Source organism: Sphingobium limneticum, assembly GCF_008710165.1.
GTDB classification, from domain to species: Bacteria; Pseudomonadota; Alphaproteobacteria; order Sphingomonadales; family Sphingomonadaceae; genus Sphingobium; species Sphingobium limneticum.
Window position 1 is genome coordinate 280029 of the sequence record NZ_VYQA01000004.1, and the last position, 16358, is coordinate 296386.

12 protein-coding genes and 2 pseudogenes are annotated in these 16358 nt (G+C 64.7%); 10 read left to right on the plus strand and 4 right to left on the minus strand.

From position 1 onward, the window contains the following. The first annotated feature begins 91 nt into the window (after positions 1–91). Positions 92–1987: a methyl-accepting chemotaxis protein gene (locus F4U95_RS07810; protein ID WP_161600382.1), complete on the plus strand. Its 1896-nt coding sequence runs from the start codon at positions 92–94 to the stop codon at positions 1985–1987. Here F4U95_RS07810 and F4U95_RS07815 read toward each other — a convergent pair whose 3' ends face one another. From F4U95_RS07815 to F4U95_RS07830, 4 genes are all read right to left on the minus strand, one after another. Next, positions 1988–3199 (minus strand): serine hydrolase domain-containing protein, encoded by a 1212-nt coding sequence (locus F4U95_RS07815; RefSeq protein ID WP_150425227.1) that lies wholly within the window; start codon positions 3197–3199, stop codon positions 1988–1990. It abuts the gene before it with no gap. A gap of 56 nt (positions 3200–3255) precedes the next feature. Then, positions 3256–5778 carry a TonB-dependent receptor gene (locus F4U95_RS07820; protein ID WP_150425228.1) on the minus strand — a complete coding sequence of 841 codons (2523 nt, stop codon included), beginning with the start codon at positions 5776–5778 and terminating at the stop codon, positions 3256–3258. Between the two features lie 389 nt (positions 5779–6167). Then, on the minus strand, positions 6168–7109 hold the full coding sequence (locus F4U95_RS07825) for a cytochrome-c peroxidase (protein WP_150425270.1): 942 nt from the start codon (positions 7107–7109) through the stop codon (positions 6168–6170). A gap of 29 nt (positions 7110–7138) precedes the next feature. After that, positions 7139–7678, minus strand: coding sequence for a hypothetical protein (locus F4U95_RS07830; protein WP_150425229.1), 540 nt, complete (start codon positions 7676–7678; stop codon positions 7139–7141). A gap of 78 nt (positions 7679–7756) precedes the next feature. On the opposite strand from F4U95_RS07830, the pseudogene F4U95_RS25095 reads away from it, so the two are divergent. The 9 genes and pseudogenes from F4U95_RS25095 to F4U95_RS07870 all read left to right on the plus strand — a co-directional run. Then, a pseudogene (locus tag F4U95_RS25095) lies at positions 7757–8158 on the plus strand (TonB-dependent receptor plug domain-containing protein); the annotation flags it as partial. 991 nt (positions 8159–9149) lie between these two features. Continuing rightward, positions 9150–9761 (plus strand): annotated as a pseudogene (locus F4U95_RS25100) (TonB-dependent receptor domain-containing protein); the annotation flags it as partial. Between the two features lie 260 nt (positions 9762–10021). Further along, positions 10022–12061: an amidohydrolase family protein gene (locus tag F4U95_RS07840; protein WP_150425230.1), complete on the plus strand. Its 2040-nt coding sequence runs from the start codon at positions 10022–10024 to the stop codon at positions 12059–12061. Positions 12062–12177: 116 nt separating this feature from the next. Next, entirely contained in the window at positions 12178–12357 is a 180-nt protein-coding gene (locus F4U95_RS07845) for a hypothetical protein (RefSeq protein ID WP_150425231.1), read from the plus strand. Positions 12358–12425: 68 nt separating this feature from the next. Beyond that, the gene (locus F4U95_RS07850; protein ID WP_150425232.1) at positions 12426–13019 is read left to right on the plus strand and encodes a nitroreductase family protein; all 594 of its coding nucleotides are present in this window, start codon (positions 12426–12428) and stop codon (positions 13017–13019) included. Between the two features lie 160 nt (positions 13020–13179). Next, positions 13180–13743: a LuxR C-terminal-related transcriptional regulator gene (locus tag F4U95_RS07855; RefSeq protein WP_150425233.1), complete on the plus strand. Its 564-nt coding sequence runs from the start codon at positions 13180–13182 to the stop codon at positions 13741–13743. A gap of 19 nt (positions 13744–13762) precedes the next feature. Further along, positions 13763–14440 (plus strand): DUF969 domain-containing protein, encoded by a 678-nt coding sequence (locus F4U95_RS07860; RefSeq protein ID WP_150425234.1) that lies wholly within the window; start codon positions 13763–13765, stop codon positions 14438–14440. Continuing rightward, positions 14437–15372, plus strand: a complete 936-nt coding sequence (locus tag F4U95_RS07865; RefSeq protein ID WP_120252294.1) for a DUF979 domain-containing protein — start codon at positions 14437–14439, stop codon at positions 15370–15372. The genes F4U95_RS07860 and F4U95_RS07865 overlap by 4 nt, the downstream gene beginning before the upstream one ends. Then, the gene (locus F4U95_RS07870; RefSeq protein ID WP_150425235.1) at positions 15369–16358 is read left to right on the plus strand and encodes a DUF2891 domain-containing protein; all 990 of its coding nucleotides are present in this window, start codon (positions 15369–15371) and stop codon (positions 16356–16358) included. The genes F4U95_RS07865 and F4U95_RS07870 overlap by 4 nt, the downstream gene beginning before the upstream one ends.

Sequence of the window (16358 nt, forward strand, 5' to 3'; positions counted from 1 at the left end):
CCGCACGCTTCATCTTGTTCGGGTGCGAGCACTAAAGGCTTATTTACGATCTTGCGCTACAGCATGGCCAAACATTGGAGAGTTTGGCCCGTTGCATTTCAAGACTTCCTATCCGGGTCGGCCGCTGGCGTATCTCTCCTTTCCGGCGAAGATCCTGAGCAGCTACGCGCTGGCGGCCTTGTTGCTGATCGGATCGCTGCTGCTGTTCGGGATCCATCAGGCGCGGGAAGAGGATCGCAGCGAGATCGCCTATACGAGCAAGGCGGTCGAGGCGGCGATCGACGCGAAGGCGAAGAATTTCCGCAGCTGGCTGAAAGGCTATGCGCTGTGGGACGAGCTTTATGCGCATATGGTGCGGACCGTCGATCCGGTGTGGACCAACGATAATGTCGGGCCGGGTGTGTGGAAATCCTTCACCATGCCGATGCGGGGCATCTATGTCAGCGATGCCGCCAACCATGTTTTCTACAGCTATTGGGACAAGGGTGAAAAGCCGTCGTTGCAGGCATTGCGCGGCGCCGACCTGCCGGACCTCTATCGGGCGGCGGACCGGACCGATACGCCGATCATCAGCCATATCCTGTACGAAAGACAGCCCTATTTTCTGGGCGTGGCGCGGATCCGTCCGACCGACGGCAGGATAAGGGACGATCGCGATCCCAAACGCTATCTGATCTGGTTGCAGCCGGTTGCCGGCCGCCTGCTGGACGATATCGGCCAGTCGATGGCGATCGATCATTTGCGCTGGGAAACGGGAATCGATGGCGTGGACGGGCCGCAACTGGACCTGTTCGCCGAACCGGCGGTGACAGGCTATATCAGCTGGACCCCGCGCCGTCCCGGCACGGCGATGCTGCAACATGGCTGGTTGCTGGCGCTGGGCCTGGTGGTCGTGACGGCGCTTGTGGGGCTGGCCCAATATCTGCTGGCCCGACGATTGAACCAGCTGTTGCTGGACAGGCAGGCGGAGGCGCAGATGCAGGCGGAGCAAAGCCGCCGCGCGACCGACCTGTCGATGCAGGCGGAGCGGGAGGCGCAGGCGCTGATGGCACGACTGCGCGAGCAGGAGCAGGCGGTGGTGCGTGTTTCCGAGGAGCGCGATGAAGAGCGCGAGCGGCGCAAGGAAGAGGGGCGGACGCGATCGCTGGCGACGTTGGCGCTGTTCGAGCAGGATTTCGATAGCGTGCTGCGGCCGATGCTGGAAATCGCGACGGCGCTGAATAGGCAATCGGGGGAGTTGGAACGCGGCGCCGAAGCCGGGCGCGACGCGGCCGCGATCGTCGCCAGTTCCGCATATCATTCGACCGAATCGATCGACATCGTGGTCGACGGCAACCAAGCGCTGAGTGAGGCGACCGTCAGCCTGGACGGCAATGTCAGTGCGGCGGTCGCCTCGACCCGGCGGGCGGAACGGACGATCGACGATCTGGTCGCGCGGCTGGCGGACCTGAGCGCCAACACGGTCGCCGTCGAAGCGGTGGTGTCGTCCGTGGCCGGGATTGCCGCGCGCACCAATACGCTGGCGCTCAACGCCCGGATCGAGGCGGCGCGGGCGGGAGAAAGCGGCAAGGGTTTCGCCATCGTCGCCAATGAAGTGCGCCAGATGGCGGAGCTGACCAGCCAGTCGACCGCATCGATCACCGCCGTGCTGCGCATGATGCAGGACACGGCGCAGACCGCGACGTCGGGCGTCCATGCGGTGCGCGATCTGGTGGGGGAGATTGCGCGCGTCACCGGATCGTCGCGCGCCGCGCTGGACCATCAATCGCTGGTCGCAGGCGAAATTCGCGATGCGGTGATGGGCACCAAGGCGCGCATGACCGATACCGATGCGGCGATCCGCCAGCTGGAATGGGTGATCGGATCGTCCGAGCGCACGGCCCGCGCGGTCACCACCGCAGCGGGCGAATTGCGCGACCGTTCCGCGCAGCTGCAGGCACGGGCCGGACAATTCGCCGATACGCTGCGGCAGGAAGGCCGGGGTTGATCAGGGCGCGGTCAGTTGATGGAAATAGGCCAGCGTCTCTTCCATCACATGGGGCGGTTCGGGCAGGGGGTAATGGCTCAGCTTCACGATCACCGTGCGGCTTTGCGGATGGACGTAGATGAACTGTCCCGCGAGGCCGAGCGCGGTATAGGCGCCCGGCTGATCGTCCAGTTGCCAGAATTGGAAGCCGTAACCGCGCCCGCCAAAGGGCGTGGGCTGGGCAAAGGGGATCATGCTGGTCGCCTGTTTCATCCAGCCGCGCGGTAGCACGGGCTTGCCGTCGCGCAGGCCATCGTCCAGCATCAGCTGACCCAGCCGCGCATAGTCGCGCAAGGTGGCGTTGAAGCCCATGCCGGACAATTCGCGCCCCTTGCCCTCCGGCCCGTCGGCGATCCAGAAGGCGTCGCCCTCCATGCCGGCGGGTTGCCACAGGTTCGCGGCGGAGAAGGCGGCGAGCGACTGGCCGGTTGCCCGTTCCAGCACCCAGCCCAGTACGGCGGTGTCCAGCGTCGCATAGTTGAAGCGGCTGCCGGGCTTTGCGGCGCGGGCGATGGTCGTGGCGCGATCGGCGAAGCGTTCTTCATTGAGGATGATGGCGTGGCGGTGGATCAGCGCGGCGACACTGGGCTTCTCGCCGAAATCATAGCGTTCGTCATAGTCGACGCCGGATCGCATCTGGAGCAACTGACGGATCGTCACGTCGCCGTAGGCGCCCTTGCGCAATTCGGGGACATATTTGCCGGCCGGATCGTCGAGCGAAGCGATCTTACCCCGGTCCAGAGCGATACCGATCAGCAGCGATGTGATCGATTTGGCCATGGAGAAGGAGATGAAGCGATCCGACGGATGCGATCGGTTGCGATAGTCTTCGAACACGACCTTGCCATCGCGCAGAACGATGATCGCATTGGTATAGGTGCGGCGCGCCCAGTCGTCATAGCTGCGGGTGACGCCGTTCAGCTGGAAAGGGGGCGGGGTGATCGTCCGGCCATCGGGCAAGGCGCGGACGGCGTCGCCATGCGGCACGGCGCGGGTTTCGAACATATCGGCCGAATGGCGGAAGTTGAAGGCATTGATGTCGGCATCCAGCCAATGTTCGCGCATCTGAATGACGGGATCGGCGGGAATGTCGGTCGGATTGGCGGCGGGCGATGGCATGGCTATGGCCGTCAGCATCATTGGCGCCAGCAGGCGCAGGGACAAGCGGATCATGGAAACCCTCGTGAAAAAGGGCGGCGCGGGGAAAGACCGCGCCGCCGATCAATCGATCAGAACTGCTTCTTGAGCGTCACCGCCCAGGTGCGCGGCAGGCCCGGCGCACCGGACAGGACGCCCACCGAACTGAAATTGGTGTTCATCGAGGTGAAGTAATATTTGTCGGTCAGGTTGCGCACCTCCAGCGATGCGCTCCAGCCATCGTCCCCGCTGCGCCAGGTGACGCGGCCATTGGCCAGGAAATAGCCGTCGATCCGGCTGGTCGCGACCAAGGTGGGCAATGCGCCGCCGCCTGCTCCTGTGGCCGTGGCCGACACGGTGGCCGCGTCCGTGTTGATCGCGTCGACATAGATATGGGACTGGTAACTGCCGTCCAGACGGAAGCTCAATTCCCCGCCCAGCACGTCCGGCACATCATATTGCGCGCCGGCATTCCATTTCCATTTGGGCGTGAAGGGCGGCACCATGTCCAGCGTGACGCCGGTATTGGCGCTGCCCAGCGACGTATATTCGAAGTCGAGATAGCTGAGCGATCCATCGAAGCTGAGGCGGCTGGTCGGCCGGATCGTCGTTTCGAACTCTATGCCCTTGACGTCCGCCGACCCGACATTGGTGGGCTGAAGGCAGGGCGTGCCTTCCGCGCCCGCATCGGTCGGGCAATTGAACACGGTCAGGATGATATTCTTGTAATCGTTGAAGAAGGCCGAGACGTTGAAGCGCAGCATGCGATTGAACAGGTCGGACTTGAACCCCGCTTCATAGGCGGTGATGGTTTCGGGCGAGAAGGGGCGAACCTGGCTGGGGTAGAAGGGGCGCGGATTGACGCCGCCCGCGCGATAGCCGGTCGACACCTGAGCGTAGATCATGAATTCGGGCGAGAAGCGATAGTCCGCCGCGATGCGCCAGTCGGTCCGCTGCGACTTGAAATGGGCGCCCAGCCCATTGAGGCCGAAGAGCAGGCAGTTGGGCGCATTGCCCACGCCCGTTGGGCCAGCAGTCGGCGCGCCCAGGAAGAAGGCGCATGGCCCCTGGATCGCCGTGCCGTCCGGATTGCGGCGGACATAGCCATAATCCTTCTCGTCCCATGACGAGCGGATGCCGCCCGTCAACGTCAGCGCGTCGACCGGCTTGAAACTGACATTGGCGAACAATGCCTTGTTCTTGGCGGGCGTCGGATCTGGGCCGTGGAGGAAGTCGATACCGGCATAGTTGAGGTCGATACGGCCGGTAAACTTGCCCTTCGTGTCGAAGTAGAAGCCGCCCACCGTATAGTCGAGCCGGCGGTCGAGCGCGGTGCCGCTCAGGCGCAATTCCTGGCTCCACTGGGTGTTGCTCTGCTGCTGTTCGAACATGGACGACTGGACCGGTGCACCTTCGGCAAAGGACCAGTCGGCCTCATAATGGCGGTAGGATGTGACGGACTTCAGCGACAGCGTGTCGCTGATGGTCCAGTCGATCGTGCCAGCGAACCCATAATTGTCGAGGTCCGAATGCGGGTCGAGCGACAATGGCTTGTAGGCCATCTGTCCGTCGCGCGTCGCATTGTCGGTGAAGGTGGCGTAGCTGATGAACTTCTTGTTGTAGCCCGACGGTGGCGTGTCGCAGCTGTTGACGCCGAAAGCGACGAAGGCGCAGTTGAGCGCCACCGGCGCGCCGTTGACGCCGGCCAGCCAGGGGCGCGGTCCGCCGGTCGCGCTGGGACCGGGGAAGGTACCGGCCTTGTTGGCGAAGATCAGTACGCTGGCGCCGGCTTCGTCGCGCTGGCGGGTATAATCGGCCGACACGTTGATTTCGATATTGTCGGTCGGCAACCAGCGCAGCGCCGCCTTGGTCGCGATGAAGCTTTGCCCGCCCAGCGTGCCCAGCTCCGGATCGGCATCCGTCGCCTGGGTCGGCACATTGGAACCCGGATGGGTCAGCGCATAGTCGAGCCGCTTGACATAGCCGTCCCGGTTCTTGCTGGCGCCGGACACGCGCAGGAACAGGTTTTCGGCCAGTTTGAGATCGATGAAGCCGCGCAGGTCGATGCGGTTGTAGCTGCCATAGGTCGCTTCCAGCATGCCGCTGCCGTCGCCCTTGGGCTTGACCGAATAGAGTTTGATCGACCCGCCCAGCGAGTTGCGGCCGGCCAGCGTCCCCTGCGGCCCGCGCAATATTTCGACCCGGTCGAGGTCCATCAGGTCCAGCAGCGATCCGGTCAGCGTCGGCAGATAGACGTCGTCGATATACATGCCCACGCCCGGTTCGAGCGCGAAATTGGGGTCGGATTGGCCCACGCCGCGAATGAAGGCGATGATGCCGGGGCCAAGATAGCCGTTTTGCGGGGCGAGCGTGACGTTGGGCGTCTGGGCCGCGACTTCGGAAATATTGGTCTGGCCGCGCGCTTCCAGCGCTTCGCCATTGAGGGCCGTGATGGCGAGCGGCGTATCTTGCAGCTTTTGCGACTTGAACTGGGCGGTGACGATGATGTCCGACGCGGCAGGCGGCACGGCATCCTGGGCCGATGCGACGGGCGTTGCGCCAAGGCCGGCCAATACGGCCAGGCTGGCGCCGAATAATATCTGCTTATTGGTCATAATATCCTCCCCATTTGTATGCTTGTGATACAATATAGTTAAAACTCTGCCGTTTTATTATCCTGATATGGCAACGGTCAGAAAGTCAGGCTCGACGCTATTGATATAATCATCAACTATGCAAGCGGAGCATTTTTTGGGTGTATCAGTGATCATCATAATGATCCGCCGAACGACGACTGTTCACATCATGATCATGGTTGTGAATCTATTTCGCCTGTCACAGCGAATATATCCTCTCCTCCTGTCCTATGACCGTCCCGCTTATCTGGTCTGTGCGGTGATCGATCGATGACTTTACGTGTATATGAAATATTCTGAAATGTGAAATGATATTTGCATATGGAAGCATGTGGCCTAACTATTTGAAATATAATTAGGGTCGGGTGTTATAGCCGCTTCCCGCAGGCGTGATCGGGCATGGCGAAGCGTGGATCGGTCAGGAAAATAACGTCCGTGAATTGCTCGAGGAGCGCAGCGATCGGGGGCATCGCATCTTCGGATATGGGCAGGCGATGGCGGCGGATCGCGTCGGTCATGCTGCGGGCCGACCCGTCATGCCACCAGGGACCGGTGACGGCGACGTTACGCAGCGATGCTGTGCGGAAAAGGCCCGCATCCGCCGCCCGGCCGGTCTTTTCGATGAGGCCGGGGTCGCGCGCCTCTGCGGGTTCGAAGCCATGATAGCGCAGGTCGGTCATATCCTGCCCGCCATGGCAGGCGGCGCAATGCCGGTCGAACAGGCGGAGGCCCTGTTGCGCAGCGGCGGGGATGCTGGCTTCGGCCCGGCGGAACCGGTCATAGGGGTTGTCGCGCGCGATTAAGGTGCGCTGGAAGGCGGCGAGTGCGGCGGTGACCGTGCGCGTGTCGATCCGCCCCTTTTCCGCCGGGAAGGCGCGGGCGAACATGGTGCGATAACAGGCATCGGCGCCCAGCCGGCGCGGCAATTCCGTTTCCCGACCCGTCATGCCCATTTCGACGGGCTGGGTGCCCAGCAATGGCACCAGCGCCTGATCCTCCAGCCGAGTAAGGCTGGGGTCGGCGGCGGTCAGCGGCGACAGCCAGCCGACATTGGCCAACCCCGGCACGTTGCGCCGGCCCGGATCGCCATGCACGCCCGGCCGGGTGGCATTGCCATCGGCAAAGCCGCGTTTCTGTTCATGGCAGGCGGCGCAGGCCATGGTGCCGTCGGCCGACAGATCCGCATCATAGAAGAGTCGGCGGCCCAGTTCGACCTTGGCCGCGCTCATCGGGTTGTCGGCGGGCACGGGCGGGGCGTCCACCCCGGCCGGCAGATCCCAACGCCATGGCTTGCCGGCCGCGACCAGCATCAGCAATGCGGCCGCCAGCAGCAGGGGCTTCACGGCAGGCGCGTCACCAGCAGGGTCAGGCTGTCCTCGCCATTGGCCGCGATTTGCAGCGTGTAGCGACCGGGCTTCAGGTCATAATCCACCATCTTGCGGATGCCCGAACAGTCCGGTCCATGACCATGGGCGGTCGAGGTCGCGGCCTGACCATCGCTGATCACGTCGACCCAGGCGCCCGATCCCAGCGCGACGCGCCAGGTGCCTGCTTCCTTGACTGTGAAGCTGGCCAATCCGCCATGGCTGACGCTGCCGCCCGGCTTGGCCGGCCGCACCGGATAGGCGACCTTGGGCGTGGGGAGCAGCGCCAGCGACACCGTGCGGCCCGGCGTCAGCATGGCGCGCGCGGCGCCCTTGCCATCGGCGGCGGCCTTCAAAGCGACCGGATTGCGCCAGGAGGCCATTGGCGCGGGCAGATCCGCCGGGGCGACGCACTGGGCGGGCGCATGGTCCATCTGCGCAGCGGCGGGCGCGGTGCAGAGAAGCGCGGCGATGGCGGCCGGCGCGAGGCGCTGGAACGGGGCGCTGAATGGCATCTGGGGCTTCCCTCCGAAATATTTCGCTATATACGGCCGGATATATCGAGTCGAACGACCGGAAAAGGGGGAAAATATATGAGGATCGCTTTCACCGCCCTGTTGCTGGCGGGCAGTGCCCTTGCGGGCCAGGCCCAGGCGCAGGTTCAGTCGGAGGAGGGGAGCGATCGCTTCTCGCTGGGGCAGATCATCGTCACCGCGCCCCGCACCCAGGGAATCGAGATCGATACCAATACCAATACCAATACCCTGTCCTCGAACGCCATCTATACGTTCGGCCGTACCGCGCTGGACGACGCGATCAACCTGATGCCCGGCGTGTCGTCCGGCAATAGCGGCGGCACGCGCAACGAGCGGCTGGTGTTCGTGCGCGGTTTCGACCGGTTTCAGGTGCCGCTGTCGATCGACGGTATCCGCGTCTATCTGCCCGCCGACAACCGGCTGGACTATGGCCGTTTCCTGACCACCGACATCGCCGAAGTGCAGGTGGCCAAGGGCTATGCGTCGGTGCTGGACGGGCCGGGCGCGATGGGTGGGGCGATCAACCTGGTCACCGCCAAGCCGACCAAGGCGCTGGATATCGACCTGCGCGGCACGGTGAATTTCGACAATGACACCGACTATGCCGGCTATAATGTCTCCGCCAAGGTCGGGACGCGCCACGACACATGGTATGCGCAGGCCAGCTATGCGCGCAGCTTCACCGACCATTGGGATCTGCCCAACGACTTTACCCCGCGCAATGTCGCGCTGGAGGATGGCGGCGCGCGCGATTTTTCGCGCACCCGCGACTGGCGCGTCAATGCCAAGGTCGGCTTCACCCCAAATGCGACCGACGAATATGCGTTGAGCTACACCTATCAGGAGGGGGCGAAGGGCGCGCCGCTGCACATCAGCGACACGGTGACGACGCCGCGCTATTGGGACTGGCCGGAATGGAACATCACCAGTGTCTATTTCCTGTCGACCACCGCGCTCGGCGACCGGGCGACGCTCAAGACCCGCGCTTATTACAACCAGTTCGATTCGATCCTGCGCAGCTTCACCGACCGGACGATGACGACGCAGACCCGGCCCTACACGTTCGACAGCCCCTATGAGGATCGCGCCTGGGGCGGATCGGCCCAACTGGATTTCGAGGCGAGCGAGGCGGATACGCTGCGTCTGGCCTTCCATTATCGGCATGACAAGCATGTCGAGTATCAGACCAGCTTCTCCACCGCCGGCGTCGGCACGACCGAGCCGCGCCAGACCCAGACGGAGGAAACATTTTCCGCCGCGCTGGAAAATGAGCTGCGCCTGACGCCCGACCTGCGCTTCACGCTGGGCGGCAGCTTCGACTGGCGCAACCTCATCAAGGCGCAGGAATATGGCGCGCCGCTTGGCACATCGGGCGCGTCGGTGCTGTATGATTATCCCCGCCGCGATGCGGATACGTGGAATTTACAGGGCCGGTTCGACTGGCAGGCCAATGAGGCGGTCAACCTGCACGCCAGCCTGTCGTCGCGCGCGCTTCCCGACCATCTTCGAACGGTTCAGCCAGCGCTTCAACACCGCCATCCCCAATCCCGATCTGAAGGCCGAACGCGCCACCAATGCGGAAATCGGCGGCAGCTGGGCGGCGGGCAAGCTGCGGGTGGAGGGCGCGCTCTTCTACAGCTGGGTACGCAACGCGATCTTCAGCGTGCCGACGCCGGCCTATCCCTGCACCGCGTCGACCACGCCGCCGGCAGTGCCGGTCACGGGCTGCGTGTTGACCAACCTGTCGCAGAGCCGCAATGTCGGCAAGGGCGAATATTATGGCGTCGAACTGTCGGTATCGGCGACGATCCTGCCGGGGCTGGACGCCGGATTCAACTATACCGGCACCAAGCGCAATTTGGACTATGCCGCCAACCCGCTGTTCCACCCGACCGGCGTGCCCACGCACAAGGGCTTCGCCTATCTCGACTGGGCACCGATCGAGAAGCTGCACATCGTCCCCAGCGTGGATCTGGCGTCGAACCGCTGGACCCTGTTCACCGCCCTGCCGGCCAGCGCGCGGCAGCGTTATTATCGCACCGGCGCTTATGTGAATGCGGGGCTGCGCGTCGATTATGCCATCACCGACGGGATCGAGATCGGCGTGGGCGGCCGTAATCTGTTCGACGATTATTACACGCTCACCGACGGCTTCCCGGAAACGGGGCGTACGCTCTTCGCCAGCATTCGCGCGCGTTACTGACAAGGCACATGGGGGCTGCGCCGGGCGACCGGCCGCAGCCCCCAGGATCGCACCGAAAAGCCATTGCGCGGCGCGCGCGGGCGCGTCAGTCTGCTCCCACAAAATATGGGGAGTGAGATATGCGCCGAACGATACTGGCTTCGTTGCTTGCCGCCATTTCGTCCATCGCCATGGCGGCGCCGACACCCAAGGAACAATTGCTGACGGCGCCGTCCGATGCGCGCCATTTCACCATCAGTTCGACCGCCGGCAATCATGGCGACATCTGGTCCTGGACGCCGGCGGACGGACAGGTCGCCTATCGCATGTCCATGTCGCTGCGCGGTTGGGTGACGGAGACGGATGAGGTGATGAAGATCGGCGCCGACGGGCGTCCGAGCAATATCGTCATTCGCGGTTTCACCGACCAGGGCGATGCGGCCGAGACGTTCAGCGTCGGTGCGGACGGCGTCGGCCGTTGGAAGACGGTGATCGACCAGGGCGCCGCGCCCTATGCGGGCAGGCGATACAACACATATGGCGGCCCCTGGCTGGCGGGCGAGAAGGATATCGAGGCGCTGGTGGCCGCCGGCGACAAGGGCATCGACCTGCTGCCGACCGGCCATGCCAGCATCAGCATCGGCCAGTCGGTACAGATAGACGGACCGCAGGGACCAAAGACCGTCAAGCTGGCCTTCATCAAGGGCTATGGCTTTTCCCCCTCGCCGATGTGGCTGGACCAGGATGATCGCTTCTTCGGCAATGCCGGGGTGATATCGCTGCTGCCGGCGGGTTATGAGAAGAACGGGCCGAAGCTGAAGGATATTCAGGATGCGGCCACCGCCGCCATGGTGCGCGATGTGGCACACCGGTTCCTCAGCCCCGCCAATCGCACCCCGACACTGATCGACCATGTGCTGCTGTTCGATTCGGTCGCGGGCACCTATCTGCCCGACCGCGCGGTGCTGATCGCCGATGGCAAGGTTGCCAAGGTCGGCGCGGGCGGCTCCATCAAGGCGCCGGTCGGCGCGACCCTGATCGACGGGCGCGGCAAGACGCTGTCGCCCGGCCTGTGGGACGCGCACCAGCATGTCGGCGACGATTGGAACCTGTTGCAGAATCTGGCTACGGGCATGACCAATTATCGCAGCCCCGGCTCCATGATCGACGAGGCGTTGAGCATTCAGAAGCGCCGGGCGGCCGGCGATCTGCTGGCACCGGACGGGAAGATATCGGTCATCATCGACCGCAAGGATCCGTTGGCCGCGCAGGGCGCGCTGACCGTGTCGTCGGCGGCCGAAGCGGTGGCGGCGGTCGACAAGATCAAGGCGGCGGGCCTGTGGGGCGCGAAATTCTACACGTCCATGGACCCGGCCTGGATCGCACCGGCGGCGGCAGAGGCACATAAGCTGGGCCTGCACGTTCACGGCCATGTGCCCGCCGGCATGCGCCCGCTCGATGCGGTGCGGGCGGGCTATGATGAGATCACCCATATCAACTTCATCATGATGCAGGCGATGCCGCAGGATGTGGTGGACAAGGCCAACACCGCCGCGCGGCTGGAGGGACCGGCCCGATATGGCAAGGATGTCGATCTGGATTCCCCGCAGATGAAAGCTTTCTACGCCGAACTGGCGAAGCGGGGCACCATCATCGACCCGACCCTGACCGTGTGGGAACCGCTGATGACGTCGGACGGCACGGCCATTTCGCCCGAATATGCGCCCTTTGCCGACATCGCCCCGCCGTCGGTCGCGCGCAGTTGGAAAATCGGTGGCTATCCGCTGGTCGCCGGGCTGACGCGGGACGATTATCGCAAGAGTTTCGACAAGATGGTCGGGCTGGTCGGCCGCCTGCACGCGGCCGGCGTCCGCATCGTCGCCGGTACAGATGGCTATGGCCTCGAACTGGTGCGTGAACTGGAACTCTACGAACAGGCCGGTCTCACCAATGCGCAGGCCTTGCAGACCGCGACCATCGTGCCGGCGCGGATGACCGGCCTTGCCGACAGCATCGGATCGATCGCGCCGGGCAAGAAGGCAGACATCATCCTGGTCGATGGCGACGTGTCGAAGGACATCACCCGGCTGCGCCAGGTCGATACCGTCTTCCTCGACGGCTATCGGCTGGACGGCGATGCCCTGCGGCGCGCGAGCGGCCTGTCCGGCATGCCGAAATAAGCGATGGGGGCGGCCGACCCGCCCCCAAATTTTTCTGTCGCGCGGTCCAGCATTGCTTGCAGGACGATTCTCTATAGCATCAGTAGATAAGTCGCATGAGTCGGCGCGGAGTATCTATGCAGGATGGGCAGGAGCAGGATGGGGCCGATGGCCTGTTCGGGCGGTGGCGAGCGCGGCTGGCGCAGGCGCTGCTTCGCGAGCCTTCGGTCGTGCTGATCGATCGGGACGCCGATGCCCTGTTCGACCTGTCCGATTCTTGCGACGTGCCCGCGCCGGCACGCGAAACGGTCAACTGACCCCTTCGCAAGCGCTGGCTATCGCCTACATAGGCGGTCCAATCTTTATTCCTTTTCCAGGAGATAGCATGGCCACCAATCCCCGCGCCTCCACGCGCGCCGTCGACAGCCTGTTCCTCGATCGCTGGTCGCCCCGTGCGTTCGACAGTTCCGCCATCCCGCAGGCGGATCTGGACACTATTTTCGACGCCGCGCGCTGGGCGCCATCGGCCTTCAACTATCAGCCCTGGCGCTTCCTCTACGCCCATCGCGACGATGCCGACTGGCAGCGCTTCCTGGAATTGCTGCTACCCTTCAACCAGGGCTGGGTAAAGAATGCGGGCGCGATCGTCTTCATCCTGTCCGACACGCTGATGGCCGCACCCGGATCGGACGATTATAAGCCGTCGCACAGCCACAGCTTCGATGCGGGTGCCGCCTGGGCGCTGCTCGCGTTGCAGGCGACGCGGCTTGGCTATCACACCCATGGCATGACCGGCGTGGATTTCGACAAGGCGCGGGCCGAACTGGCCGTGCCGGAGCGTTTCCGGATCGAGGCGGCGGTCGCGATCGGGCGTCAGGGCGACAAATCGGTCCTGCCCGAAGCGCTTCAGGCGCGCGAAGAACCGAGCGATCGCAAGCCGATCGAAAGCTTCGCCCATCAGGGCAATTTTGCCGGCTGACCTTTTGAAACCATTCCCTTGCCTTGCGGTCGAGGGTTGAATTGGGCACCATGACGGGGGGCGTCGCTATGGCGATGCTCCCCTTTTGTCATTCGAGTGCCCGTTTTTCATGCTCCTGCCCGAAACGACCCCCGCAACGCCGCCCCCGACGACTACTGCAATGATCGCGGAAAGCGCCGTCGCGGCCGTCGTCACCAATCCGCGCCTGCCCGACAATCCGATCGTCGCCTGCAACGACGCCTTCGTCGCGCTGACCGGCTATGCGCAGGATGAGGTGATCGGGCGCAATTGCCGTTTCCTGTCGGGGGCGGATACCGAGGGTGCTGCGATCGACACGATCCGCGGCGCGCTGAAGGCGCAACGGCCGGTGCTGGTCGAACTGTTCAACTATCGCAAGGACGGGACGGGCTTTCGCAATGCGGTGATGATCGCGCCGATCTTCGGCGCCGATGGTGCGCTCGACTGGTATCTGGGGTCGCAGGTGGCGGTCGAGGATGCAGGCCTGCCGCGCAGGGAGGAGGCCGCCGGGCTGATCGCGACGCTCACCGATCGTCAGCGCGCCGTGCTGACCGGAATGGCGGAGGGGCAGCTCAACAAGCAGATCGCCTTTGACCTGGGCCTTACCGAACGGACGGTGAAGATGCACCGCGCCGCGATGCTGCGGGCGCTGGGCGCGCGCACGGCGGCCGACGCCATTCGCCTGGCGATCGAAGCGGGGCTGTGAGCATGAAGCGGGGGCGCGGCTGATGGTTTTGCTGGGCATCGCCATCATCGTGGCGGGCTTCCTGCTGCGCTTCCATCCGCTGCTGGTGATCCTGGCCTCAGCCATCGTCACGGGCCTTGCGGCGGGGCTTGACCCGCTGGCGATCCTCGCCGCCTTCGGCAAGGCGTTCAACGATGCCCGTTATGTCAGCATCATCTGGATCGTGCTGCCGGTCGTCGGCCTGCTGGAGGCGAACGGGTTGCAGGAGCGCGCGCGCGGCCTGATCGCGAAGATGCGCGGGGCGACGGTTGGCCGTTTCCTGACATTCTATCTGATCCTGCGGCAGATGCTGGCCGCCGTCGGCCTGACCTCCGTTGCCGGCCATCCCCAGACGGTCCGCCCGCTGGTCGCGCCGATCGCCGAAGCGGCGGCCGAGCGTCAGGCGGGCGATCTGGACGATGCGGAGCGCGAGGAGATCAAGGCCTGGGCAGCGGCGACCGACAATATCGGGCTTTTCTTCGGCGAAGATATCTTCCTCGCCATCGGCTCCATCCTGCTGATCAAGGGACTGCTGGAACAATATGGCATCAGCCTGGAGCCGTTGCAGCTGTCGGTCTGGGCGATCCCGACCGCGATCGCGGCGCTGCTGATCCACGGATTCCGCCTATGGCGGCTGGACAGGCGGCTGACGCGTCGGCGCGCGGAGGGGCAGCCATGATCACGCTGCACTGGGTCTATGCGCTGGCCGGCGCGGTATTCGCAGCTTTCGCCCTGCTGGGTGCGCGCGACCGGGATAATCCCCGTCGCTGGACGACCGCCGCCTTCTGGGCCTTGCTCGCGACTTCCATGTGGGCGGGCGACAGGCTGGGCGACCTTGGCAATGGCGTGCTGGTGCTGGGATTGATCGCACTCGGCGCGCTGGGCCTTGGCCGGGGCGATGGCGTGGTGCCGCCGGAGCAGCGGCAGGCGCGCGCCGACCGCTTCGGCAATCGCCTCTTCGTTATCGCGCTCGTCATCCCGGTGACGGCGCTGGCCGGCACTTTCCTGTTCAAGGCCGCGCCGGACTGGTTCGATGCCAAGCAGGCGACGCTGATCGCGCTGGCGCTGGGGGTGCTGATCGCGATGACGGCCGGATGCCTGTGGCTGCGCGCCGGGGCGCTGGTGCCGTTGCAGCAGGGTCGGCGGCTGATGGACTGTATCGGCTGGGCCGCGATCCTGCCGCAGATGCTGGCCAGCCTGGGTGCGGTCTTCGCGCTGGCCGGCGTGGGCGATGTGGTGGGCGGCATCGTGCAACAGGCGATCCCGCAGGGCAGCCTGCTCGGCGCGGTGATCGCCTATGCCCTCGGCATGGCGCTCTTCACCATGATCATGGGCAATGCCTTTGCCGCCTTCCCTGTGATGACCGCCGCGATCGGTGTGCCCTTGCTCATCCGCACCTATCATGGCGATCCGGCGGTGGTGTGCGCCATCGGCATGCTGGCGGGCTTTTGCGGCACGCTGATGACCCCCATGGCCGCCAATTTCAACCTCGTCCCCGCCGCCCTGCTCGAACTCAAGGACAAGCATGGCGTGATCAAGCGGCAAGTCGGCACCGCGCTGCCGCTGCTGATCGTCAACATCGCTCTTATCTACTGGCTGGCCTTTCGATGACGCTTCTGACGCAAGAGATCGGCGAAAATTTCGCCACGCTGACCCTGTCCCATCTGGGGCGACTTTATCCCTACAAGATGGATCTGGTGATGGGCGGGCCGCAGGATGCCCGGCCGCCGCAGGATCATCATCCGATCTTCCACGGCAGTTTCGACTGGCATAGCTGCGTCCATGGCTGGTGGCAGGTGATGCGTTTGAAGCGCCTGTTTCCCGCACTGGCGCAGGGCGAGGCGATCCGCGCCCGCGCCGACGCGATGCTGGTGCCGGACAAGGTGGCGGGCGAACTGGCCTATCTGCATCGGCCGCTCAGCACCGGGTTCGAACGGCCCTATGGCTGGGCCTGGGCGCTGGCGCTGCATCAGGAACTGGCGCTGCATGACGCGCCCTGGGCCGATGCCTTCGCGCCGCTGGCCGACGCGTTCGCAGCGCGTTTCCGTGCTTTCCTGCCCAAATTGACCTATCCGTTGCGGGTCGGCACCCATTTCAACATCGCCTTCGCGCTGATCCTGACGCTGGGCTGGGCACAGACGCGCGATCCCGCGCTGGTCGCGCTGATCCGGGACAAGGCGATCGGCTGGTTTGGGCAGGACCGCGCCTGTCAGGCGTGGGAGCCGGGCGGCGACGAATTTCTCTCGCCCGCCTTGTGCGAGGCGCTGCTGATGAGCCGCCTGCTGGATCGCGCGGACTTTGCCGACTGGTTCCACGCCTTCCTGCCGCATCTTGAGCGCGGCGAACCGGTGACGCTGTTCACGCCCGCCACCGTATCGGATCGCAGCGATGGCAAGATCGCACATCTCGACGGCCTGAACCTCAGCCGCGCCTGGTGCTGGCGCGGGATCGCCGCCGCTTTGGGGGCTGGCGATCCGGTCGCCGATCTCGCGGAGCGGGCCGCGCGCGTCCATATCGACGCCAGCCTGCCTCATGTCGCGGGCGATTATATGGGCGAACATTGGCTCGCCACCTTTGCCCTGCTGGCGCTGGAATGA

Bases quoted from the DNA above. Each gene is read 5' to 3' on its own strand.
- F4U95_RS07815 (WP_150425227.1), bottom strand. From the start codon at position 3,199: ATGATCCGCTTGTCCCTGCGCCTGCTGGCGCCAATGATGCTGACGGCC.
- F4U95_RS07820 (WP_150425228.1), bottom strand. From the start codon at position 5,778: ATGACCAATAAGCAGATATTATTCGGCGCCAGCCTGGCCGTATTGGCC.
- F4U95_RS07825 (WP_150425270.1), bottom strand. From the start codon at position 7,109: ATGCTGGTCGCGGCCGGCAAGCCATGGCGTTGGGATCTGCCGGCCGGG.
- F4U95_RS07830 (WP_150425229.1), bottom strand. From the start codon at position 7,678: ATGCCATTCAGCGCCCCGTTCCAGCGCCTCGCGCCGGCCGCCATCGCC.
- F4U95_RS07840 (WP_150425230.1), top strand. From the start codon at position 10,022: ATGCGCCGAACGATACTGGCTTCGTTGCTTGCCGCCATTTCGTCCATC.
- F4U95_RS07845 (WP_150425231.1), top strand. From the start codon at position 12,178: ATGCAGGATGGGCAGGAGCAGGATGGGGCCGATGGCCTGTTCGGGCGG.
- F4U95_RS07850 (WP_150425232.1), top strand. From the start codon at position 12,426: ATGGCCACCAATCCCCGCGCCTCCACGCGCGCCGTCGACAGCCTGTTC.
- F4U95_RS07855 (WP_150425233.1), top strand. From the start codon at position 13,180: ATGATCGCGGAAAGCGCCGTCGCGGCCGTCGTCACCAATCCGCGCCTG.
- F4U95_RS07865 (WP_120252294.1), top strand. From the start codon at position 14,437: ATGATCACGCTGCACTGGGTCTATGCGCTGGCCGGCGCGGTATTCGCA.
- F4U95_RS07870 (WP_150425235.1), top strand. From the start codon at position 15,369: ATGACGCTTCTGACGCAAGAGATCGGCGAAAATTTCGCCACGCTGACC.